We start from the raw sequence: 20,776 nt of genomic DNA, 5'->3' as shown, positions 1-20,776 counted from the left end.
GCGCCCCCGGGTGGGTCCGGCGAACGTCAGTTGTCGCTGCGAGGCGTATCCGTGTCGCTCGGCGGTTCGTCGTCCCTCGTGGTCGTGGTCGTGAAGCCGCCGAAGCCTCGGCGGACGCGGCCGCCCAGGTCGCCCGCGCCGCCGGCGATGTCGCTGACCAACTTCATCAGGGGGTCCTTGGAGCCCTTCACATTGCTCGCGTAGCTGGCCGCCGACTCACGGAAGGAGTCCGTGACCGAGGTGTCCTTGTCCTCGGTGCGCCGCGGGTAGTGGCCGTCCATGATCCGCTGGTGGTCGCGGGACTCGGCCCACTTCTTCAGCTCGGCCGCCCGCACGGTGGTGAAGGGGTGGGAGCGCGGCAGCACGTTGAGGATCTTCAGCACGGAGTCGCGCAGGTCGCCCCCGGCCTCGTACTCCTCGGCCTGCTTCAGGAACGCGTCCACGTTCATCTCGTGCAGATGGTGGCCGCCCGCCAGCTTCATCAGACCCCGCATCGAGGCCCGCAAGTCCTGCCCCACCAGCAGCCCCGCCCGGTCCGCCGACAGCTCCGACTTGCGGAACCACTCGCGCAGCGCGGTCACGATCGCCATGATCGCGAGGTTGCCCAGCGGGATCCACGCCACCCGGATGGCGAGGTTGGTCAGGAACAGCAGGATGGTCCGGTAGACCGCGTGGCCGGACAGGGCGTGCCCCACCTCGTGCCCGACGACCGCCCGCATCTCCTCCTCGTCCAGCAGATCGACGAGGCCCGTGGTGACGACGATGATCGGCTCGTCCAGGCCGATGCACATCGCGTTCGGCTTCGGGTCCTGGCTCACGTACATCGGCGGGACCTTCTCCAGGTCCAGGATGTAACAGGCGTCCCGCAGCATGTCGTTGAGGTACGCGAACTGCTGGTCCGACACCCGTACGGAGTCGGACAGGAACAGCAGCCTCAGGCTCCGCTCGGGCAGCAGCCCGCTGAGCGCCTTGAAGACCGTGTCGAACCCGCTCAGCTTCCGCAGCGCCACCAGGGCGGAGCGGTCGGCAGGGTGCTCGTACGCACGCGAGGAGATTCCGGGGAAGCGCCTGCGCTGCCTGCTCGGCACGTTCTCGTGCCCGTTCTGCTCGTGCCCGTTCTGCTCGTGTCCGTCGTCGGACATGTCTTCCCCCATGTGCGTGAGAGTGACCCTTTGCGGACCCTTGTGCGGTCCTTTGCGCCCCCGAAGCAGAGCCCAGCCTAGGCGGAGATACGGTGGACGGGCAGTACAGCGAAGGAGTCCCGTCATGGAGCACAACCCCGCGTCCGCCTGGCTCGCCGGAGCCGCGGGCGCAGCCGAGCAGCAAGGGGCCGGGAACCTGCTCCGGGTCGTACTGGTCGTGATGCTGGTGGGCTGTGCCCTGACCGCGTGGTTCCTGCTGCGTGGCTACAGGCAGAAAGACGACTGAAAGAGCGCGGAAGTTCCCTCGCGGCGGAGTCGGCGTGATCGGCGCGGAGCCGCCCGCTTACGATGGGCCGACATCTTTATCCCGCCCACCGGATAGGTCCTGCCGAAGATGAGCTTCCACAGCGCCGCAGCCCAGTTGGTCACCCTTGCCGCCGAGGGCGAGGAGCACGGCGGCAACCACGAGAGCCTCAACCCCCTTCTCACCGGTGGCGGCGCGTTCGTCGTCCTGATGCTCCTGCTGTGGATCACCACCCGCTTCAACCGCGACCGCTGAGGCACCCGGTGCCCATAACGGGGCACTCCGGGCCTCCTCCGACCGGCGTCCTCAGGACGGGCCGGTAGGGTCTGCACGCATGGGAGAGCAGGACATGCCTACCGGCCCGGGCAACGCCCCGTCGAACCCCGGCAAGCGCCGCCTCGGCGTCATGGGCGGAACGTTCGATCCGATCCACCACGGGCACCTCGTGGCGGCCAGCGAGGTCGCCGCGCAGTTCCACCTGGACGAGGTGGTGTTCGTGCCGACCGGGCAGCCGTGGCAGAAGAGCCACCGCAGCGTCTCGCCGGCCGAGGACCGCTATCTGATGACGGTCATCGCGACCGCCGAGAACCCGCAGTTCTCGGTGAGCCGGATCGACCTCGACCGCGGCGGCCCCACCTACACCGTGGACACCCTGCGCGACCTGCGCGCGCTCAACCCCGACACGGACCTCTTCTTCATCACCGGCGCCGACGCCCTCGCCCAGCTGCTGACCTGGCGCGACACCGAGGAGCTGTTCTCCCTGGCGCACTTCATCGGGGTCACCCGCCCCGGCCACCACCTCACGGACGCGGGCCTCCCGGAGGGCGGTGTCTCTCTCGTGGAGGTTCCCGCGCTCGCCATCTCCTCTACGGACTGCCGTGCGAGAGTCGCCAAGGGTGACCCCATCTGGTACATGGTGCCGGACGGAGTCGTGCGCTACATCGACAAGCGCGAGCTGTACCGCGGCGAGTGAGCCGAGAGGGGCACCGGTGAACGACCGATACGACGCGGGATACGGCGGCGACCACGACGACCGGTACGAGCTCGTCGGCTACGACGAGTACGGCCGGCCCATCTACCAGCCGGCCGCCCAGCAGCAGCCGCAACAGCAGCCGTACGACCCGTACGCCCAGCAACAGGGCTACGGCTACGACCCGTACGCGGCGGGCGGACAGCAGACAGGGCAGTACCCCGGGCAGTCGTACGACCCCTACGGCACCGGTCAGCAGGCTCCCGTGCCGCCCTACGACCCGTACGGGAACGGAGCGGCGCAAGGAGCACCCGGGGCGCCCGGGACGTCGTACGACCCCTACGGCCACGCCGCCGCGAGCGGGCAGCAGCCCCGGGTCGCCGAGCAGACCGCCTACATCCCGCAGCAGGCCGGCCCGGCCGAGGAGACCGAGGCTCCCGCCGGTGACGGCCGCTCCGAACGCGACTACGCGACCGGGCAGTTCGCCTTCGTCGAGGAGCCGGACACCGACTCCGAGGACGTCATCGACTGGCTGAACTTCACCGAGAACCGCACCGAGCGGCGCGAGGAGGCCAAGCGCCGCGCCCGCAGCCGCCTCGTCGCCCTCGTCGTCGTCCTGGCGCTGACCGCGGTCGGCGGCGTCGGCTACCTCTGGTACGCCGGGAAGCTGCCCGGGCTGTCCTCCTCCGACTCCAAGACGGGCACGGCCACGTCCGCGACCGCCCAGAAGCGCGACGTGATCGTCGTCCACCTGCACAACACCAAGAAGGGCGGCACCTCCACGGCGCTGCTCGTCGACAACACCACCACCCAGCAGGGCACCACGGTCCTGCTCCCCAACTCCCTCGCCGTGGCCGACGACGACGGCTCCACGACCACCCTCGCCAAGTCGGTCGAGGACGACGGCTCCTCCGGCACCCGCGAGGCCATCGACACGGTCCTCGGCACCGAGATCCAGGGCACCTGGCGCCTGGACACCCCCTACCTGCAGAACCTCGTCGACATCATCGGCAACATCGAGATCGACACCAACGCCGACGTGCCCGACCCGGACGGCAAGAAGGGCACCGCGCCCCTCGTGACCAAGGGCAAGGACCGGACCCTCGGCGGCAAGGCGGCCGTCGCCTACGCCACCTACCGCGCCTCCGGCGAGGCCCAGAACGCCCAGCTGGAGCGGTTCGGGCAGGTCATGCAGGGTGTGCTGCGCAAGGTGTCCTCCGACGCGCAGGGCGCCACGGTCACCGTCCAGACGCTGGCGCAGATCCTGGACCCGTCGCTCACCGACAAGGACCTCGGCACCTTCCTCGCCAAGCTCGCCGACCTCGCCAAGGGCGGCGACTACAAGACCGCCCTGCTGCCCGTCCAGACCGACGGCACGCTGAGCGCCCAGGCCAGCGACAGCGTCGTCAAGGACGTCCTCGGCGGCACCGCGAAGAGCCCCGACAAGGATGCCGCCGTCCGCGTGTCCGTCCAGAACGCCAGCGGCGTCAAGGGCAACTCGGAGAAGGCCCGCATCGTGCTCCTCAACGGCGGCTTCACCTTCCTGGAGGGCGGCACCGCGTCCGCCGCCCAGAGCGCCTCCAAGGTCGTCTACACCGACGCCGCCGACAAGGAGAACGCCACCGAGGTCGCCAAGACCCTGGGCCTGCCCACCAGCGCCGTCACCAAGGGCAAGACCTCCTCGAACGCGAACGTCTCCGTGGTCCTCGGCCAGGACTACGAACCCTCGGCGTCGTAACCGGCCGGGAGACCGGCGGGAACCGGGTCGCAGGGCCGGGTCGCGGACGTCCGCGACCCGGCCCTGCGACGTGATCGTTCAAAGGAATGGGGTGCCGTCGGCGGTCCGTGAGACCCTTGATGTCAAGTGACCGCCGACCGAAAGCCGTGTAGTGACCGCCACTGACCGCTCCATCGAGCTCATCCACACCGCCGCACAGGCGGCCGCCGACAAGCTCGCGCACGACATCATCGCCTACGACGTCAGCGACGTACTGTCGATCACGGACGCCTTCCTGCTGGCCTCCGCGCCCAACGACCGCCAGGTCAAGTCGATCGTCGACGAGATCGAGGAGCGGCTCCAGAAGGAGCTCGGCGTCAAGCCGGTGCGCCGCGAGGGCGACCGCGAGGCCCGCTGGGTCCTGCTCGACTACGTCGACATCGTCGTCCACGTCCAGCACAGCGAGGAGCGCGTCTTCTACGCCCTGGAGCGGCTGTGGAAGGACTGCCCCGAGCTCGATCTGCCCGAGGACGCCAAGGCCACCCGCGGCAAGGCCGAGGAGCACGCCAAGCTGAAGGCCGCCGAGGACGCCGAGGACCTCGGTGGTGACTGGCGGTGAGCGCCACCGGTGAGGTGACGGCAGGGCGGCCCGGCCGGGGCCGCCGCGTCATCCTGTGGCGGCACGGCCAGACCGCCTGGAACGTGGAGCGCCGCTTCCAGGGCACCACCGACGTCGAGCTCACCGAGACCGGCGTGGCCCAGGCCCGCCGGGCCGCCCGGCTGCTCGCCTCCCTGGAGCCCGACGCGATCGTCGCCTCGGACCTCAAGCGGGCGGCGAACACGGCCGGCGAGCTCGCCGCGCTCACCGGTCTCGAGGTCAGCCACGACGAGGGCCTGCGCGAGACCTACGCGGGCGTCTGGCAGGGGCTGACGCACGACGAGATCATCGCCGCGCACGGTGAGGAGTACGCCGCGTGGAAGCGCGGTCAGCCGGTCCGCCGCGGCGGCGGCGAACTGGAGAGCGAGGTGGCCGACCGCGCCGCCCCCGTGGTGACCCGGCACGCCGACAAGCTCCCCGACAACGGCACGCTCGTCGTGGTCAGCCACGGCGGCACGATCCGCACCACCATCGGCCGGCTCCTCGGCCTGGAGGCCCGGCACTGGGAGAGCCTCGGCGGGCTCTCCAACTGCTGCTGGTCCGTCCTCGGCGAAGGTGCCCGCGGCTGGCGTCTCCTCGAGCACAACGCCGGCACGCTGCCGGAACCGGTGCTCGGCGACGACGACTGAGCGGATTTCACTTTCTGGCAGGTCGCAGGCTAAAGTTCTTCTTGTTCGCCCCGCCGAGCGGGAAGAACTAAGCAAGGGGCTATAGCTCAGTTGGTAGAGCGCCTGCATGGCATGCAGGAGGTCAGGAGTTCAATTCTCCTTAGCTCCACAGACGAAGATCCCGTCCTCACAGGGCGGGATTTTTCATTCCCGTCAACAGGGCCGTGCGCTGTGCCGTCTGCTCGTCGTCCGGCGTGTAGACGACGATCCGGCACTCCGGCATCCCATGGATCGACAGCGACAACGAGGTCATCCGCAGTTCGCCCACCGCCGGGTGTCTGAACCCCTTCACCCGCCGTCCCGGCTCCGCCACGTCGCCGCTCTCCCACAGCCGGGCGAACAGCGGGCTCGCCCCGGACAGCTTGCGCACGAAGTCCTCCCAGACCGGCTCGCCGGCATGCAGCCCGTAGGCGGCGCGCATGGTCGCGACCATCACCGGCAGCTCGGTCTCCCGGAACATCAGCGGGCAGTCCTCGTCCGGCGCGGTGAACAAGGCCCACAGGGCGTTCGGCAGGCGGCCGCTGGGCTGTGTCAGCGGTACGCCGAACAGGGTCCGGTAGACCTCGTTGGCGGCCACGATGTCGAACCGGGAGTTGTAGACCACCGCCGGGCGCGGTTCCAGGGCGTCGATGATGCCCTGGACCTCCGGACCCACGGCCTGCGCGACGGCCTCCGGCGCGGAGGAGTACGGCACTTCGGCCAGGTGGTACAGATGCTCCCGCTCGGGCGGATCGAGGCGCAGGGTGCGCGCCACGGCGTCCAGGACCTGCGCGGAGGCGTTGATCGGGCGGCCCTGCTCCAGCCAGGTGTACCAGGTGATCCCGACCCCCGAGAGCTGGGCGACCTCCTCGCGGCGCAGTCCCGGCGTACGGCGCCGTAAGCCCGGCGGCATCCCCACGTCCGCCGGCGTCACCCGGGCGCGCCTGGTGCGCAGAAACGCGGCCAGCTCGGGTCGGCGGCGCTGTGTCGTCCCCATCGTCACATCCCCCATCCTCGCCGCCCGGCCCGCGCCCTGCCAGGTGCTGTCAGTACCAGCATCGGTGGGCTCTCGGCACCCGTACCGCGCCGGCGTCACGCTCGACGGCATGACGACAACACCCCGTTCCGGAGCGGGTATCGCACCCGTTCCAAGCCCTGCGATCAGTGAAACACCCGGCACTGACAACGGGCCCCGGCCGCTGCTCGCGGTCGTGCTCGCCGCCACCTTCATGGCCCTGCTCGACGTCTTCATCGTGAACGTCGCGGCTCCCACCATCGGTTCCGAACTCCACGCCTCGGGCGCCGAGTTGCAGCTGGTGGTCGCCGGATACACCATCACCTACTCCGTGTTGCTGATCACCGGAGCCCGCCTCGGCGACCGGTACGGCCACGGCCGGGTCCACCTCGTCGGGATGGCCCTGTTCACCGCCGCCTCGCTCGCCTGCGGCCTGGCGCAGGGCGCCCCGGAACTGATCGCCTTCCGGCTGGCCCAGGGCATCGGCTCGGCGGTGATGATCCCGCAGGTGCTCAGCCTCATCCAGCGGAACTTCGTAGGCGAGGCCCGGGTGAAGGCGCTGGGCGCGTACTCGGCGGTCCTCGCCGTCGGTGCCGTCGCCGGACAGATACTCGGCGGAGTCCTGGTCAGCGCCGACCTGTTCGGCACCGGCTGGCGGCCAGTGTTCCTGGTGAACGTGCCCGTGGGCGTCGTCCTCCTGATCGTCGGGCGCCGTGTCCTGCCGAGCGACCACGGCAGCGCGCGCCGGCGCGGCCTGGACCTGCCCGGCCTTGTCCTGCTCGGTGCGGCCGTGTCGCTGTTCACCGTGCCGCTGGTGCTGGGGCAGGAGGAGGACTGGCCGCTGTGGTCCTGGCTGTCGCTGGCCGCCGCCGCTGTGCTGTTCGCGGTGTTCTGCGCGTACGAGGCCCGGCTCGCCCGGCGCGGCGGCGATCCGCTGATCGCGCCGAGGGTGCTGCGGCACCCGGGCATGGGCCTGGCCGTGCTGCGCATCATGGCCGTCATGGCGGTCAACGGCGGCTTCCTGTTCGTGCTCACGCTGCACGTCCAGGGCGGTCTCGGCTACAGCGCCCTGCGTGCCGGCCTGACCTTCGCTCCGACCGCGGTCGTCTTCGGCCTGGTGGGCCTGACCTGGCGGAGGTGGCCCGCGGCCTGGCAGCGCGCCTTGCCGCCTGCCGGGTTCCTGCTCACCGCGCTGTCCGTGGCCGGGGTCGGTCTGGCGCTCGAGGGCGGCGGTGACGGCGGGGTGTGGGTGCACGTCGCGTACGCGTGCGTGGGTGTCGGGCTCGCGCTGGCCTTCAGCCCCACGCTGACCCGGGCGCTGGCCACGGTGCGGCCCGAGGACGCGGCGGACGCCAGCGGGCTGCTCGCCACGGTCACCCAGCTCGGTCAGCTGACCGGAGTCGCCGCGTTCGGCACACTGTTCTTGAACCGGCTTGAGTCACTCGGGGCTTTCGAGGCGTATACCTCTGCGGAGGCGCTCTCTGCGTGCATGTTCGCGCTGGCCGGGACGGCGGCGGTGGGTGCCGTGTCCGGACTGGTACTGAGGCGTCGCTGACCGTATTGGTCCGGCCGTGGCAGAATCAAACGGCCGGAAGGGGGCGCGGCCCGACGGGAGGGAGCAGTGATGCCTGCGAGCATCCTCAAGGAGGTGGGCCACCTCCTTGAAGCAGCGTCGACACGGGATACGGTCACCCGGCTCACCTGCCCTTCCTGCGGTTCCCTGCATGTCGCCCAAGTTCTCGGTGACAACGGCGGGATTTCCTACGTGTGCACGGCCTGCGGCCACAGCTGGAGCTGATCGATGGGTGCACACAGGCGAAAGTGCGACTGGTGCGGCAGCGGGACGCCGATCGTGCGGGACATGGAGCCGGTCAATCCCGACTACCAGTACTGGTGCGAGGAGTGCGCGCGGGCGCTGATCATAAAAGGCGACCCGATCGAGACGTACCGTGAACTCGAGGGCGAGCCGATCTATGGCCGGCTCCTGGAGGAACACTGCACGCTCAAACGGTTCTACTCGTTCGTCACTGCGTGAGGCCCGTCGGGGGCGGGCCTCAGGGAAACGATTTGGTGTTCCACCCGGGGGAGCGTGTAATGTTGGCGTCGCCGCCGGGGGGAAGCCCACGGGGCCAGCGCAAGGGGCTATAGCTCAGTTGGTAGAGCGCCTGCATGGCATGCAGGAGGTCAGGAGTTCAATTCTCCTTAGCTCCACAGAAAGATCCCGCCGGATCAGCTTGATCCGGCGGGATTCTTGCGTTTCCAGGGGCAGTTGTCCCGCGCGCCCGCTGACGACGAAGGGGGCCGCCCGATCCGGGCGGCCCCCTTCGTGATGTCGGCTCAGCGCCCCAGTGCGCGGCGGCCGCGGCCCTGGGAGAGGACCGGGAGGTTGCGGGACGCGCTGTTGTCGCGCGGTGCCGCCTCCTCGAGGCGCAGGGCGAGGGCGGGGCAGCGGCGGACCGCGCGGAGCGCCTTCGCCTCGGCGTAACGCGGCACCTGGGCCTGGGCGACGGTGGGGAAGCCGTCGGCGCCGAGTTCGAAGACCTCCGGGAGGATGTCGGCGCACAGGCCGTGGCCGCGGCACAGCGTCCAGTCGACGTAGATCTTCTGGCGGCTGGGGCCGTTCTCCTCGGCGGCGGCGCCACCCGGGAGGCCCGCGGGCGTTATGCCGCCCTCGAAGAGCGGCAGAACGCCCTCCACGGGCCGTCCGCAGCCGTTGCCGAGGACATGCGCGGCGAGGTCGTCGGTGAACGCCTTGATGGTCGACTCCAGGAACATCGCGGAGCCGTCCGGGTGCGAGCACGCGCCGCGCCGCTTCACGTTCTTGGCGACCTGCTTGAGCGCCTCCAGGGCGGCCGGGCCGCCGCCGTTGAGGATGTCCTCCAAGCCGCGCGCGGCGGCCGGCAGACCGAGGTAGCAGGGACCGCACTGGCCCGCGCTCTCCTCGGCTAGCCACTTCGCCACCATCAGCGACTCGCCCAGCGGGCAGGTGTCCTGACTGATCGGCAGGATCGCGCCCGCGCCGAGCGCACCGCCCACCGCGTCCAGCGAGTTGCGCGAGACGACCGCCTCGTTGACCGTTGCGGCGTCGATCCACTTGCCGTGGTAGCCGCCGGTCAGCACGCCCTGCGGGACCGGCGGGGCGCCGGCGAGCTGGAGGATGTAGCGCAGCGGCACGCCGGTGGGGGCCTCGATCACCATGGGGCGGGCGACCGCGCCGGAGACCGTGAGCATGACGGTGCCCGGCTCGTCGTACAGGCCGGTGTTGCCGTAGCGCTCCGGGCCGATGCGGGCGGCGATCGCCAGCTGCGCGAACGTCTCCGCGTTCGACAGCAGGGTGGGCGCGCCGCCGACGCCGTTCTGCGAGGCGCTGACCTTGCGGCCGGGCGGGATCGCCGGGCCGCCGTCGATGGAGCGGATCAGCGAGGCCGCTGCTCCGGTGACCATACGGACGGGATTGCGCTGCACGCGCGCGCGGAGCGCCGACCGGCGGCCGTTGCTGAGGCCGCGTTCGGCGAGCGCGGCCTCCATGGACCGCTGGGTCGACTCCCGGGTGACCCCCACCACGAGCGTGCGGGCACCCAGGGCCTCGGCGACCAGCAGGGCGCCGTCCAGGATGAGGTGCGGGGCACGGTTGATGAGCACCGTGTCCTTGCGGCAGGCCGGTTCGTCCTCGCTGCCGTTGACGACGACGACCGGGCGCACACCGCGCTTGATGGCCGCCTCGGCGACCGAGCGCAGTTTCTTGTGGAAGGGGAAGCCCGCGCCCCCGCGGCCCTTCAGGTTGATGTTCTCGGCGAGCTTCGCGAGTTGTTCGCCGCCCAGGGGTTCGAGCGGCCCGTGCACCTTCAGGTGCATGGGCAGGTCAAGTCTTTCGACAAGGTCGAAGCCCGACGTGAGCTGAGGAAGGCCGACCACGCGGACTTCTGGGACGTCGGGCAGGGCCTCGTTCACCTATAGCCTCCGGAAGGCATGTTCCAAGGTTCGCCCGAGCCCGGCGGGTCGAAGTCGTACGAATCACCGGGCGATGGATCAGTGGCGGGACCGCTGTTGTACGTGTCGTTCGGGTAATACGCGCCGGACAGGTTGTTCGTCTCACCGGTGTCGTACACATCACTCGTGCCGTATCCGGATGTGTCCGTATTGCGGTAGGTCGGGATGTTGTATCCGGTGTCCTGGAGCGGGTCGTAGGCCGACGGGGGTGCCTCGCCGACCGGCGGGGGCGACGGGATCGGCCAGCTGCCCGAGGTGCTGCCGCCGGTGTCGTAGCGGGGGACCGCCTCCGTGGGCTGCATGTCCATCGGCAGGTCCATGCGGGCGGTCTGGTCGGCGCCGTAGGACGGTTGCTGCGGGATGCGCGGGGTCGGTGTGACGGCGCGGTAGGCGGCCGCGAAGCCGTTCGTGGGCTCGGGGGCGGGCGGCGCGGGGGCCTCGTAGGACGGTGTCGTACGCGACTGTCCCGCGCGCTTGTTCTCGTAGCCCGGCAGGGCGGACGCGGTCTCCGCGTTCCTGGCGCGGCTCGCGTCGAGCTCCTCGCGGCCGGAGCGCTCCCCGGTGCCCAGGACGGCCTGGATCCGGTCGGCGACCTTGCGCTTGATCGGGCGGGGCGCCGCACGCAGGGCGAGTGCGCCGATGACGCCGGCCAGCGAGAGGCTGTAGAGGATCACGAAGATCGGCTTGGCCTCGCGGCCCGAGTACAGGCCGTGGATCAGGGCGAAGCACCAGGCCGGGTAGGCCAGCATGTGCATGGCGCGCCAGCGGGCGGCGACCGGGGCGGGGGAGGCGAACTGGCTGCGCAGGGCGCCAGTGATGCCCACGAAGATCATCAGCAGACCGGCCAGTGATCCCAGGCCGATCAGGCCGGCGCTGCCGGTGACGCCGAGTGAGAACGGGATGATCGCCGAGATCAGCGACGTGTGGTCGAGGGCGACCTTCGTGGTGATGTGCAGCAGCAGGAACCCGATCGAGCCGACCGCTGTCGTCCGGTGCACCGCCTGGCCGATGATCCGCTGTTGCGGATTGAGGAAGATCCGGTCCTGGGCGACCAGGCCCCAGATCACCGAGCAGCTGAGTGAGACGAGGGACAGCACGCCCGCGCCGAAGTTCAGGAAGTCACGGACCCTTTCACCTCCGACCAGCACGAACAAGGGGATGAAGAGCAGGACGACAGCCGACACCACGCCATAGGCCGAGCGGCCTGTCCTGGGGAGCGAGCTGTTACTACGACGAGCGTTCATGGGGGCAACTCCGAGCAGTTCGGGAAAGCGGTCCCGCTGCCGCACTCTAAGTGGAGCCATACCGATCGGTACGAGGTTTGAGTTATTGCGTTGTTACCAAAGGACTATGCGGTTGTAGTGATGTCCCTTACTAGTTGTTACGCGAAGTAACTTTTGACTCAGGTTCAGTTCTAGTCGGGTGATGTTGGAGTGCTCTGCGGGGTTGGAGCGAACGGCACCCGGTGCCGAAGAGGCATACGTAAGCGCGTCGCGGCTTGCTCAACGGCTGCGGTACTCTGACGCCATGCGTGCCGTACGCCTTCTGCTTAGCGGGCCGCGCTGATCAGTCCCGACCGCCGGGCGAACCGGCTGGGTCGGAATCGGCGCGGCGTCCCCTCCTGTGCGAGGGGATTTTTCGTTTCCTGAACGACACAGCCGCTGGCAGAGACGATCGATGGAGCTTAAGGATCATGAGCGAGACGAACCCCGCTGCCGAGGTGGCCGCGCCGCACCGCTACACGGCCGCCGTGGCGGCCGAGATCGAGGCACGCTGGCAGGACTTCTGGGACGTCGAGGGCACGTATGCCGCGCCGAACCCCAAGGGTGACCTGGCCGGTGACCCGGAGCTGGTCGCCAAGCCCAAGAAGTTCATCATGGACATGTTCCCGTACCCCTCCGGTGCGGGTCTGCACGTCGGCCACCCCCTGGGCTACATCGCGACCGACGTCTACGCCCGGTTCCAGCGGATGACCGGCCACAACGTCCTGCACACCCTGGGCTTCGACGCCTTCGGCCTGCCCGCCGAGCAGTACGCCGTGCAGACCGGCACGCACCCGCGTGTCTCCACCGAGGCCAACATCGAGAACATGAAGGTCCAGCTGCGCCGGCTGGGCCTGGGCCACGACAAGCGCCGGTCGTTCGCCACGATCGACCCCGAGTACTACAAGTGGACCCAGTGGATCTTCCTGCAGATCTTCAACTCCTGGTACGACGACGAGGCGAACAAGGCCCGCCCGATCTCCTCGCTGATCGCCCAGTTCGAGACCGGTGAGCGCGCCGTACCGGGACACACGCGCGCGTGGAACGAGCTGAGCGCCGCCGAGCGGGCCGACGTCCTGGGCGAGTTCCGCCTGGCCTACGCCTCCGACGCCCCGGTCAACTGGTGCCCCGGGCTGGGCACCGTGCTGGCCAACGAGGAAGTCACCGCCGACGGCCGCTCCGAGCGCGGCAACTTCCCCGTCTTCAAGGCCAAGCTGCGCCAGTGGAACATGCGCATCACCGCCTACGCCGACCGGCTGCTGGACGACCTGGACGCGCTGGACTGGCCCGAGGCCATCAAGCTGCAGCAGCGCAACTGGATCGGCCGCTCCGAGGGCGCCCGCGTCGACTTCCCCATCGACGGCGAGAACATCACCGTCTTCACCACACGCCCGGACACCCTGTTCGGCGCCACCTACATGGTGCTGGCGCCCGAGCACCCGCTGGTCGAGAAGTTCACGCCGCCGGAATGGCCCGAGGGCACCCACGACGTGTGGACCGGCGGTCACGCGACCCCCGCCGAGGCCGTCGCCGCGTACCGCGCGCAGGCCGCCTCCAAGTCCGACGTGGAGCGACAGGCCGAGGCCAAGGACAAGACCGGCGTCTTCATCGGCTCGTACGCCACCAACCCGGTCAACGGCGACCGGATCCCGGTCTTCATCGCCGACTACGTCCTGATGGGCTACGGCACCGGCGCGATCATGGCCGTCCCGGCGGGCGACCAGCGCGACTTCGAGTTCGCGCGCGCCTTCGAGCTGCCGATCCACTGCATCGTCGAGCCGACGGACGGCCGGGGCACCGACACCTCCACGTGGGAGAACGCCTTCGCGTCCTACGACGCGAAGATCATCAACTCCAGCGGTGAGGGTGTCTCCCTGGACGGCCTGGGCGTCGTCGAGGCCAAGGCGCGCATCACCGAGTGGCTGGAGCGCTCCGGTGTCGGTGAGGGCACCGTCAACTTCCGGCTGCGCGACTGGCTGTTCAGCCGGCAGCGCTACTGGGGCGAGCCCTTCCCGATCGTCTACGACGAGGACGGCATCGCCCATTCGCTGCCCGAGTCGATGCTGCCGCTGGAGCTGCCCGAGGTCGAGGACTACTCGCCGCGCACCTTCGACCCGGACGACGCCGACACCTCCCCCGAGACGCCGCTGTCGCGCAACGCGGACTGGGTGAACGTCACCCTGGACCTGGGCGACGGGCGTGGCCCGCGCAAGTACCGCCGTGAGACCAACACCATGCCCAACTGGGCCGGTTCCTGCTGGTACGAACTGCGCTACCTGGACCCGCACAACAGCGAGCAGCTGGTCGACCCGGAGGTCGAGCAGTACTGGATGGGCCCGCGCGAGGGCCAGCCGCACGGCGGTGTCGACCTGTACGTCGGCGGCGCCGAGCACGCCGTGCTGCACCTGCTGTACGCGCGCTTCTGGTCCAAGGTGCTGTTCGACCTGGGGCACGTCTCCTCCGTGGAGCCGTTCCACAAGCTGTTCAACCAGGGCATGATCCAGGCCTTCGTCTACCGCGACAGCCGTGGCATCGCGGTGCCGGCCGCCGAGGTGGAGGAGCGCGACGGCGCGTACTACTACCAGGGCGAGAAGGTCTCCCGGCTGCTGGGCAAGATGGGCAAGTCCCTGAAGAACGCCGTCACCCCGGACGAGATCTGCGAGGAGTACGGCGCCGACACCCTGCGCCTGTACGAGATGGCCATGGGCCCGCTGGACGTCTCCCGGCCGTGGGACACGCGCGCGGTGGTCGGCCAGTTCCGGCTGCTGCAGCGGCTGTGGCGCAACGTCGTCGACGAGGCGACCGGCTCGCTGGTGGTGACCGACGCCGAGCCCGACGAGGACACCCTGCGCGCCCTGCACAAGGCCATCGACGGCGTTCGGCAGGACCTGGAGGGCATGCGCTTCAACACCGCCATCGCCAAGGTCACCGAGCTGAACAACCACCTGACCAAGGCGGGCGGCCCGGTGCCCCGCTCGGTCGCCGAGTCGCTGGTGCTGCTGGTCGCGCCGCTGGCCCCGCACATCGCCGAGGAACTGTGGCGCAAGCTGGGCCACACCGACTCGGTCGTCCACCAGGACTTCCCGGTCGCCGACCCGGCGTACGTCGTGGACGAGACCGTGACCTGCGTCGTGCAGATCAAGGGCAAGGTCAAGGCCCGTCTGGAGGTCTCCCCGGCCATCTCCGACGAGGAGCTGGAGAAGGTGGCGCTGGCCGACGACAAGGTCGTGGCGGCGCTGGACGGGGCGGGGATCCGCAAGGTGATCGTGCGGGCGCCGAAGCTGGTCAACATCGTTCCGTCGTGAGACACGGCGCCCCCTAGGGGTTCCGTACGGGCAGGTTCGGGGTTCTTCCGGAACTCCGCGCCTGCCCCTTGCGTTTACCGTTGAAGAGCGGCGCGGAACATCGCGCCCGGTCGGAGGAGGAGCATCGTGGAGGCACTGATGGCGATAGTCGCTCTGCTTTTCGTGCTCTTCCTGGTGCTCGGTGTCTACGCCACGGTGAAGGTGGTCGGCGCCGCCAAGCGCGGTGTGGACCGCACCATCACCCAGGCCCGCCGCACGGTCGAGGACCACACACTGCGGGCCAAGTCCTTCGCCCAGCCCGGCGCGGCGGGCGAGCTGGCCCAACTGCGGCTGAAGCTGCGCACCTCCATGCGCGCCACCCAGGACGCCCTGCACGCGGGCGCCGCCGAGGACGAGTCCCTCAAGGAGTCCCTCGCCCTCTTCCAGCGGCTCAGCGCGCACGGACACGAGCTGGACGGCGAACTCAGGCGCCTGGAGTCCGAACCGGACCGGGCGACGCTCGCCGAGCGCCTGCCGGGGCTGCGCGAGCGGACCGAGCAGATCACGCACTCCGCGGACTCGCTGCGCTGGGCGGCCCGGGACCGCGCCCGCCGCTTCGCGGACGACGACCTGGACTCGCTGAGCTCCCAGATCGACATGGAGGCCGGCGCGCTGCGGCACTGGACGACAGCGGAGCCGACCGAGCCCGCGCAGTCCCCGCCCCCGTGGCCCGAGGCACCCGTCGCCGACGCCACCACGGCCCAGCAGACCTGGCCGGAGACACCGAAGTCACGCACCGCCGACGAACCGACCCGGCCCGCCATCACCCCGCCGGCACAGCGCCCCGCGTACCCCTGGCAGAAGAAGCCCCGTCCCGAGAGCACGACTTGATCCGGTCAAGGCTGTCCCAGGTGACAGGGGTCGGGCTGCCGCCCTGGCGCTACGGCAGGTAACCTCCAGCTCATGTCCCGCCATGTCGCGATCGTCACCGATTCAACGGCCTACCTGCCGCAGCGGACGATGGAGCGCCACGGCATCACCGCGGTGCCCCTGACCGTCGTCCTCGGCGACCAGGCCCTCGAAGAGGGCACCGAGATCTCGACCCGATCGCTGGCACAGGCACTGCAGAAGCGACGTCCTGTCACCACCTCGCGCCCCAGCCCCCAGCTCTTCGCGGAGACCTACCGGCGGGTAGCGGAGTCCGGCGCGACCGGCATCGTCTCCCTGCACCTGTCCGCCGAGCTCTCCGGCACATACGACGCGGCGGTCCTCGCGGCGCGTGAGGCGCCGGTGCCGGTACGGGTCGTGGACACCGGGATGATCGCGATGGCCCTCGGTTTCTGCGCCCTCGCGGCGGCGGAGGTGGCCGAGGCGGGCGGCACGGTGGACGAGGCCGTCACCGCCGCGGAGAAGCGGGCCGCCGGGACATCCGCCTTCTTCTACGTCGACACTCTCGACTATCTGCGCCGGGGCGGCCGGATCGGCGCAGCACAGGCACTCCTCGGCTCCGCGCTCGCGGTCAAGCCGCTGCTCCAGTTGCAGGGCGGCCGGATCGAACCGCTGGAGAAGGTGCGCACCGCGTCGAAGGCGATCGCCCGCCTCGAGGAGATCGTGGCCGACCGGGCGGGCAGCGCGCAGGTCGACATCGCTGTCCATCATCTCGCCGCCCCCGACCGGGCGTCGGCACTGGCGGACCGGCTGCGGGCGCGGGTGCCGGGGCTGGCGGATCTGCATGTCAGTGAGGTCGGTGCGGTGATCGGGGCACATACGGGGCCCGGGTTGTTGGGGACTGTGGTCTCGCCGCGGTGAGACGGTGACGCGCAGGCGCGGTGACGCCGTCGTCGAGGGCTGTGGATGGTCGGCTCTCACTCGTGTGGGTGGCGGAGTTGTCCACAACCTGTGTGTCGTCCCCGGGAATTGAGCAAGATCATCGCGAGAGCGCCGGGTGTCCGATCCTCGTCGCATGGCACTTCGATCACGTTCACACACAGCGACTCCGACCAGTGGGCCGGGCCGTGGGCCTGCCTCCGACGTCCGTACCCGCCACCACCAACGCCACCACCGGCCGCCACGGGGCCGGCACCGGTATGCCTCGGCCGAGGAACTCCGGCGGCGTGCGGAGGTCATGTTCGCCGATCGCGTCGGGGAGCGAGGCGAGGCGGGGACGGGGCCCCCGGGCGTCGACGGGGGTGGTGTGCCCGGTGCGGAGGCCGACGGGATCGGCGCGGACGCGGGCTTCGGCCCTGATGCCGGGCCGGCACCGGTGGGCTGGGCTGATGTTCCTCCTGCGACGGGGGATCGGCGGGTGCGGGCCGGGCTGGCTCTTCGGGAGCGGATGCCGGTGTGGTTGCAGGCCAGGTGCGGCTTGGAGCGGCGGAGCGTGGTCGCGCTGGCGGTGGTGCTCGTCGTCGCCGCGGGTTTCGCCGCGCAGCACTTCTGGGCGGGGCGGACGCAGGCCGTGCGGGCACCCGAAGTCGTGGCCGCCCCCTTCGCGGAGCCGAGTGCGCAGCCCGGTCCCGGTGCTTCGGCCGGTGCGCCGAACGCGGTGGGCTCGCCCGTCGCCGAGATCGTGGTGGACGTCAGCGGCAAGGTCCGTGAGCCCGGCGTCCACCGGCTCCCCGCGGGTTCGCGCGTCGCCGACGCGCTGCGCGCGGCCGGTGGGGTGCGGTCCGGTACGGACACCGAGGGGCTCAATCGTGCGCGCTTCCTCGTGGACGGCGAGCAGGTCGTGGTCGGCGGCCCTGCCGCGCCCGGGGCCGGCCAGGGCGGCACGGCGGGCGGCGGACCGGTCAGTTCCGCCGGATCGGTGCCGGGAGCGGGACCCGCGGCACCGGTCTCCCTCAACACGGCCACCGTGGACCAGCTGGACACCCTGCCGGGGGTCGGCCCGGTCCTGGCCCAGCACATCGTCGACTACCGCACCCAGCACGGCGGCTTCCGCTCGGTGGACGAACTGCGCGAGGTCAACGGCATCGGAGAACGCCGCTTCGCCGATCTGCGGAATCTCGTACGGCCATGAGTCACGTACCCGAGGGTCCGCCCTCCTCCCCCTCCCCACCGCCGACGCCCCGGCCCCGCCGAGCCGTGCACGCCGCCTCCGGCACACGGCTCGGGGACGCCAACCCCCGCCAGGAAGGGCCGGCCGATCTACGACTCGTCCCACCCGCGCTGGCCGCCTGGGCGACGGCGGCGCTGACGCTGGACGCCGCGCCCGAGTGGATCACCGGGGTGGCCGTTCTGTGTCTGATCGCAGCGGGCGTGCTGCTGCTGACGCGGGGACGTGCGGGGCCGCGGGTCCCGGTCGCCGCCGTGCTGCTCTGCGTCGCCGCGGCCGCCGCCTCGGCCGGACTGCACGGAGCCGATCTGCGCCGTGGGCCCGTGCCCGGGCTGGCGCGGGAGTACGCGACCGTGACCGCCGAGATCGAGGTCACCTCCGATCCCCGGCTCACCCGGCCGAGGGTCCAGGGGGACCGTCCGGCGCCGACCTCCGTGCTGATCAAGGGCGAGGTGCGGCGGGTGGAGAAGGCGGGCGGGACGGTGGTGGACACGCGGACACCGGTGCTGGTGATGGTCGACGTGACGGGGTCCGCAAGGAGTACGGACGCAGGGGCCGGGGCGCCGACCGCGGGTTCGGACGGTCGGGGGAATCCGAGTGCCGTTGCCCGGGGCGGAGAGGGAGGCGTGGGTCCTTCCGGCGGGGCGATGGGCGGGGACGGATCCGGCCCCGGGGCGACAGGTGGGGGTGGCTTCGCCGACGGAGCGACAGGTGGGCGTCCCTTCGCCGACCGGGCGGCGGGTGGTGGCGGCTCCTTGGTCGGCGGGCCGGATTCCTCGCCCTGGCTGCGGTTGCTGCCCTCCACGCGGTTCCGTGTCGCGGCGCGGCTGGCGCCGGTGATGGTGGGTGGGGACAGGGTCGCGGCCGTGGTGCGGGTGCGGGGGCAGGGAGCGCCGGAGGTCGTGGCGGGGCCGTCGGGGGTGCAGCGGTTCGCCGGGCGTTTGCGGGGCGGGCTGCGGGAGGCCACCGACGGGCTGCCGGGGGATGCGCGGGCGCTGCTGCCGGGGCTCGTCGTCGGGGACACCTCGCGGATCACCCCGGACCTGGACGAGGCGTTCAAGGAGACCGACCTCGCGCACACGCTCGCCGTCTCCGGGAGCAACCTCACGATCATCCTGGCCCTGCTCATCGGGCCGCCCGGACTCGCCCAGCGCGTCGAGCGCCGGGGGCTCGCACCCCGGCTCGGCATCCCCCTGCGGACGACCGCGCTGCTCGGCGGGGCGCTCACGCTCGCCTTCGTCGTCGTGTGCCGGCCGGACCCGAGCGTGCTGCGGGCCGCGGCCTGCGGAACCGTGGTCCTGCTCGCCCTGGCGACCGGACGCCGCAGGTCGCTGATCCCGGCGCTGGCGACGGCCGTCCTGCTACTGGTGCTGTACGACCCCTGGCTGGCCCGGAGTTACGGATTCCTGCTGTCCGTGCTGGCCACCGGGGCCCTGCTCACGCTCGCGCCCCGCTGGAGCGCGGCCCTGCGAGCGCGGCGGGTGCCACCGCGGCTGGCCGAGGCACTGGCCGCCGCGGGTGCCGCGCAAGCGCTGTGCGCGCCGGTCGTCGCGGTGCTGTCGGCGCGGGTCAGCCTGGTGGCGGTGCCGTGCAACCTGCTCGTGGAGTTCGCCGTGGCGCCGGCCACCGTGCTGGGCTTCGCCGCCCTGGCGACGGCACCCCTGGTGATGCCGGTCGCCAAGGCGCTGGCCTGGTGCGCGAGTTGGCCCGCGGGATGGATCGCGGACGTCGCCCGTACCGGGGCGTCCCTGCCCGGCGCCGGGATCGACTGGCCCGGCAGCTGGACCGGGGCGTTCCTGCTCGCCCTGGTCACGGTGGCCGTGGTGACGGCCGGGCGGCGGCTGTTGCGGCATCCCGCGTGGTGCGGGGTCTGCGGAGCACTGCTCCTGCTGGTGGTGGTGCAGCCGCCGCCGCTGGCCCGCGTGATCACCGGGTGGCCGCCGCCCGGCTGGCGGTTGGTGATGTGCGATGTGGGGCAGGGGGACGCGACCGTGCTCGCGGCGGGCGACGGTACCGGTGTGGTGGTGGACGCGGGGCCCGATCCGACGCTCGTCGACCGGTGTCTGCGCACCCTCGGCGTCACCAGGATCCCGCTGGTCGTGCTGACCCACTTCCACGCCGACCATGTGGCGGGGCTGCCCGGCGTGCTGCGCGGGCGGAGCGTGGGGGCGATCGAGACGACCGGCTTCGAGGAGCCGGTGGACCAGGTGGAGTTCGTACGGCGGCAGGCGGCGCGGCAGCGGATTCCGCTCACCCGTGCCGTGGCGGGGGAGCGACGGCGCACCGGGGCGCTGGCCTGGGAGGTGGTGTGGCCGCCGCCGGTCGGGGGAGCTCCGGGAGCGCCGGCCTTCACGACGGAACCGGAAGGGCCGAACGACGCCAGCGTCGCCCTCCTCGTGCGGTCGGGCGGACTGCGGTTCCTCCTCCTCGGCGACCTCGAACCCCCGGCCCAGCGCGCCCTGTTGAGATCCCCGGCGGGCCCGCTGCTGGGCGGCGTGGACGTCCTCAAGGTCGCCCACCACGGCTCGGCCTACCAGGATCCGGAACTGATACGCAGAGCGGCTCCACGGCTGGCGCTCATCTCGGTGGGGAGGGACAACACGTACGGGCATCCGGCCCCCGGCACGGTCGCGGCGCTGCGGGGCCAGGGGGCGATGGTGCTGCGGACGGACGAGGACGGGGCGCTGGCGGTCCTGGGAACGGGTGAGTCGATGCGGGTGGCGGGAGACTGA

General features: G+C 71.2%; 17 protein-coding genes and 2 tRNA genes. 15 read left to right on the top strand and 4 right to left on the bottom strand.

Annotation, left to right across the window (positions count from 1 at the left end; translation table 11 throughout):
* Positions 1-26: 26 nt before the first annotated feature.
* A complete protein-coding gene (locus ACIOHP_RS09960) occupies positions 27-1,142 on the bottom strand; it encodes a M48 family metallopeptidase (RefSeq protein ID WP_361540726.1) in 1,116 nt (371 codons plus the stop codon).
* A 124-nt stretch (positions 1,143-1,266) separates the two neighbouring features.
* On the opposite strand from ACIOHP_RS09960, the gene ACIOHP_RS09955 reads away from it, so the two are divergent.
* From ACIOHP_RS09955 to ACIOHP_RS09925, 7 genes are all read left to right on the top strand, one after another.
* Positions 1,267-1,428, top strand: coding sequence for a hypothetical protein (locus ACIOHP_RS09955; RefSeq protein WP_266827165.1), 162 nt, complete (start codon positions 1,267-1,269; stop codon positions 1,426-1,428).
* A 108-nt stretch (positions 1,429-1,536) separates the two neighbouring features.
* Complete coding sequence (locus ACIOHP_RS09950) at positions 1,537-1,701, top strand: hypothetical protein (RefSeq protein ID WP_361478243.1); 165 nt, start codon at positions 1,537-1,539, stop codon at positions 1,699-1,701.
* Positions 1,702-1,780: 79 nt separating this feature from the next.
* Positions 1,781-2,419 (top strand): nicotinate-nucleotide adenylyltransferase, encoded by a 639-nt coding sequence (nadD, locus tag ACIOHP_RS09945; RefSeq protein WP_046259936.1) that lies wholly within the window; start codon positions 1,781-1,783, stop codon positions 2,417-2,419.
* Positions 2,420-2,435: 16 nt separating this feature from the next.
* Positions 2,436-4,154: a LytR C-terminal domain-containing protein gene (locus ACIOHP_RS09940; RefSeq protein WP_401885188.1), complete on the top strand. Its 1,719-nt coding sequence runs from the start codon at positions 2,436-2,438 to the stop codon at positions 4,152-4,154.
* Positions 4,155-4,305: 151 nt separating this feature from the next.
* Positions 4,306-4,752 carry a ribosome silencing factor gene (gene rsfS, locus ACIOHP_RS09935; protein ID WP_046259938.1) on the top strand — a complete coding sequence of 149 codons (447 nt, stop codon included), beginning with the start codon at positions 4,306-4,308 and terminating at the stop codon, positions 4,750-4,752.
* Positions 4,749-5,420 carry a histidine phosphatase family protein gene (locus ACIOHP_RS09930; RefSeq protein ID WP_401885185.1) on the top strand — a complete coding sequence of 224 codons (672 nt, stop codon included), beginning with the start codon at positions 4,749-4,751 and terminating at the stop codon, positions 5,418-5,420. Before rsfS ends, ACIOHP_RS09930 begins: the two co-directional genes overlap by 4 nt.
* 75 nt (positions 5,421-5,495) lie before the next feature.
* A tRNA-Ala gene (locus ACIOHP_RS09925) sits at positions 5,496-5,568 on the top strand.
* A gap of 18 nt (positions 5,569-5,586) precedes the next feature.
* Here the strand turns inward: ACIOHP_RS09925 and ACIOHP_RS09920 are convergent.
* Entirely contained in the window at positions 5,587-6,435 is an 849-nt protein-coding gene (locus tag ACIOHP_RS09920) for a helix-turn-helix transcriptional regulator (RefSeq protein WP_361540716.1), read from the bottom strand.
* 214 nt (positions 6,436-6,649) lie between these two features.
* Between ACIOHP_RS09920 and ACIOHP_RS09915 the strand changes: the two genes are divergently transcribed.
* The 3 genes from ACIOHP_RS09915 to ACIOHP_RS09905 all read left to right on the top strand — a co-directional run bounded on the left by ACIOHP_RS09915 (position 6,650) and on the right by ACIOHP_RS09905 (position 8,664).
* Positions 6,650-8,008, top strand: a complete 1,359-nt coding sequence (locus ACIOHP_RS09915; RefSeq protein ID WP_401885279.1) for an MFS transporter — start codon at positions 6,650-6,652, stop codon at positions 8,006-8,008.
* A 246-nt stretch (positions 8,009-8,254) separates the two neighbouring features.
* Positions 8,255-8,488, top strand: a complete 234-nt coding sequence (locus ACIOHP_RS09910; RefSeq protein WP_003976229.1) for a hypothetical protein — start codon at positions 8,255-8,257, stop codon at positions 8,486-8,488.
* 103 nt (positions 8,489-8,591) lie between these two features.
* Positions 8,592-8,664: transfer RNA gene (locus ACIOHP_RS09905), tRNA-Ala, on the top strand.
* A 126-nt stretch (positions 8,665-8,790) separates the two neighbouring features.
* On the opposite strand, the gene ACIOHP_RS09900 is transcribed toward ACIOHP_RS09905, so the two are convergent.
* Positions 8,791-10,404 carry an NADH-ubiquinone oxidoreductase-F iron-sulfur binding region domain-containing protein gene (locus ACIOHP_RS09900; protein ID WP_401885180.1) on the bottom strand — a complete coding sequence of 538 codons (1,614 nt, stop codon included), beginning with the start codon at positions 10,402-10,404 and terminating at the stop codon, positions 8,791-8,793.
* On the bottom strand, positions 10,401-11,687 hold the full coding sequence (locus ACIOHP_RS09895; protein ID WP_401885178.1) for a cytochrome b/b6 domain-containing protein: 1,287 nt from the start codon (positions 11,685-11,687) through the stop codon (positions 10,401-10,403). The genes ACIOHP_RS09900 and ACIOHP_RS09895 overlap by 4 nt, the downstream gene beginning before the upstream one ends.
* 449 nt (positions 11,688-12,136) lie before the next feature.
* Between ACIOHP_RS09895 and leuS the strand changes: the two genes are divergently transcribed.
* The 5 genes from leuS (at position 12,137) to ACIOHP_RS09870 (ending at position 20,776) form a co-directional block, all read left to right on the top strand.
* Positions 12,137-15,010 (top strand): leucine--tRNA ligase, encoded by a 2,874-nt coding sequence (gene leuS, locus ACIOHP_RS09890; RefSeq protein ID WP_401885175.1) that lies wholly within the window; start codon positions 12,137-12,139, stop codon positions 15,008-15,010.
* Positions 15,011-15,148: 138 nt separating this feature from the next.
* Entirely contained in the window at positions 15,149-15,880 is a 732-nt protein-coding gene (locus ACIOHP_RS09885; RefSeq protein WP_401885173.1) for a hypothetical protein, read from the top strand.
* Between the two features lie 72 nt (positions 15,881-15,952).
* Positions 15,953-16,798, top strand: coding sequence for a DegV family protein (locus ACIOHP_RS09880; RefSeq protein WP_307030749.1), 846 nt, complete (start codon positions 15,953-15,955; stop codon positions 16,796-16,798).
* A gap of 154 nt (positions 16,799-16,952) precedes the next feature.
* On the top strand, positions 16,953-18,008 hold the full coding sequence (locus tag ACIOHP_RS09875) for a helix-hairpin-helix domain-containing protein (protein ID WP_401885170.1): 1,056 nt from the start codon (positions 16,953-16,955) through the stop codon (positions 18,006-18,008).
* A complete protein-coding gene (locus ACIOHP_RS09870) occupies positions 18,005-20,776 on the top strand; it encodes a ComEC/Rec2 family competence protein (protein ID WP_401885167.1) in 2,772 nt (923 codons plus the stop codon). Before ACIOHP_RS09875 ends, ACIOHP_RS09870 begins: the two co-directional genes overlap by 4 nt.

Origin of the sequence: Streptomyces sp. NPDC087859 (assembly GCF_044742595.1) — a bacterium.
Classification (GTDB): Bacteria; Actinomycetota; Actinomycetes; order Streptomycetales; family Streptomycetaceae; genus Streptomyces; species Streptomyces canus_F.
Note: the sequence above shows the minus strand (reverse complement) of the source record. Positions and strands in the feature narration are given on the sequence as shown.

What these genes read in the sequence shown, in the direction of transcription:
- ACIOHP_RS09960 (WP_361540726.1), bottom strand. Translation starts at nt 1,142, where the DNA reads ATGTCCGACGACGGACACGAGCAGAACGGGCACGAGCAGAACGGGCAC.
- ACIOHP_RS09955 (WP_266827165.1), top strand. Translation starts at nt 1,267, where the DNA reads ATGGAGCACAACCCCGCGTCCGCCTGGCTCGCCGGAGCCGCGGGCGCA.
- ACIOHP_RS09950 (WP_361478243.1), top strand. Translation starts at nt 1,537, where the DNA reads ATGAGCTTCCACAGCGCCGCAGCCCAGTTGGTCACCCTTGCCGCCGAG.
- nadD (WP_046259936.1), top strand. Translation starts at nt 1,781, where the DNA reads ATGGGAGAGCAGGACATGCCTACCGGCCCGGGCAACGCCCCGTCGAAC.
- ACIOHP_RS09920 (WP_361540716.1), bottom strand. Translation starts at nt 6,435, where the DNA reads ATGGGGACGACACAGCGCCGCCGACCCGAGCTGGCCGCGTTTCTGCGC.
- ACIOHP_RS09910 (WP_003976229.1), top strand. Translation starts at nt 8,255, where the DNA reads ATGGGTGCACACAGGCGAAAGTGCGACTGGTGCGGCAGCGGGACGCCG.
- ACIOHP_RS09895 (WP_401885178.1), bottom strand. Translation starts at nt 11,687, where the DNA reads ATGAACGCTCGTCGTAGTAACAGCTCGCTCCCCAGGACAGGCCGCTCG.
- leuS (WP_401885175.1), top strand. Translation starts at nt 12,137, where the DNA reads ATGAGCGAGACGAACCCCGCTGCCGAGGTGGCCGCGCCGCACCGCTAC.
- ACIOHP_RS09885 (WP_401885173.1), top strand. Translation starts at nt 15,149, where the DNA reads ATGGCGATAGTCGCTCTGCTTTTCGTGCTCTTCCTGGTGCTCGGTGTC.
- ACIOHP_RS09880 (WP_307030749.1), top strand. Translation starts at nt 15,953, where the DNA reads ATGTCCCGCCATGTCGCGATCGTCACCGATTCAACGGCCTACCTGCCG.
- ACIOHP_RS09875 (WP_401885170.1), top strand. Translation starts at nt 16,953, where the DNA reads ATGGCACTTCGATCACGTTCACACACAGCGACTCCGACCAGTGGGCCG.
- ACIOHP_RS09870 (WP_401885167.1), top strand. Translation starts at nt 18,005, where the DNA reads ATGAGTCACGTACCCGAGGGTCCGCCCTCCTCCCCCTCCCCACCGCCG.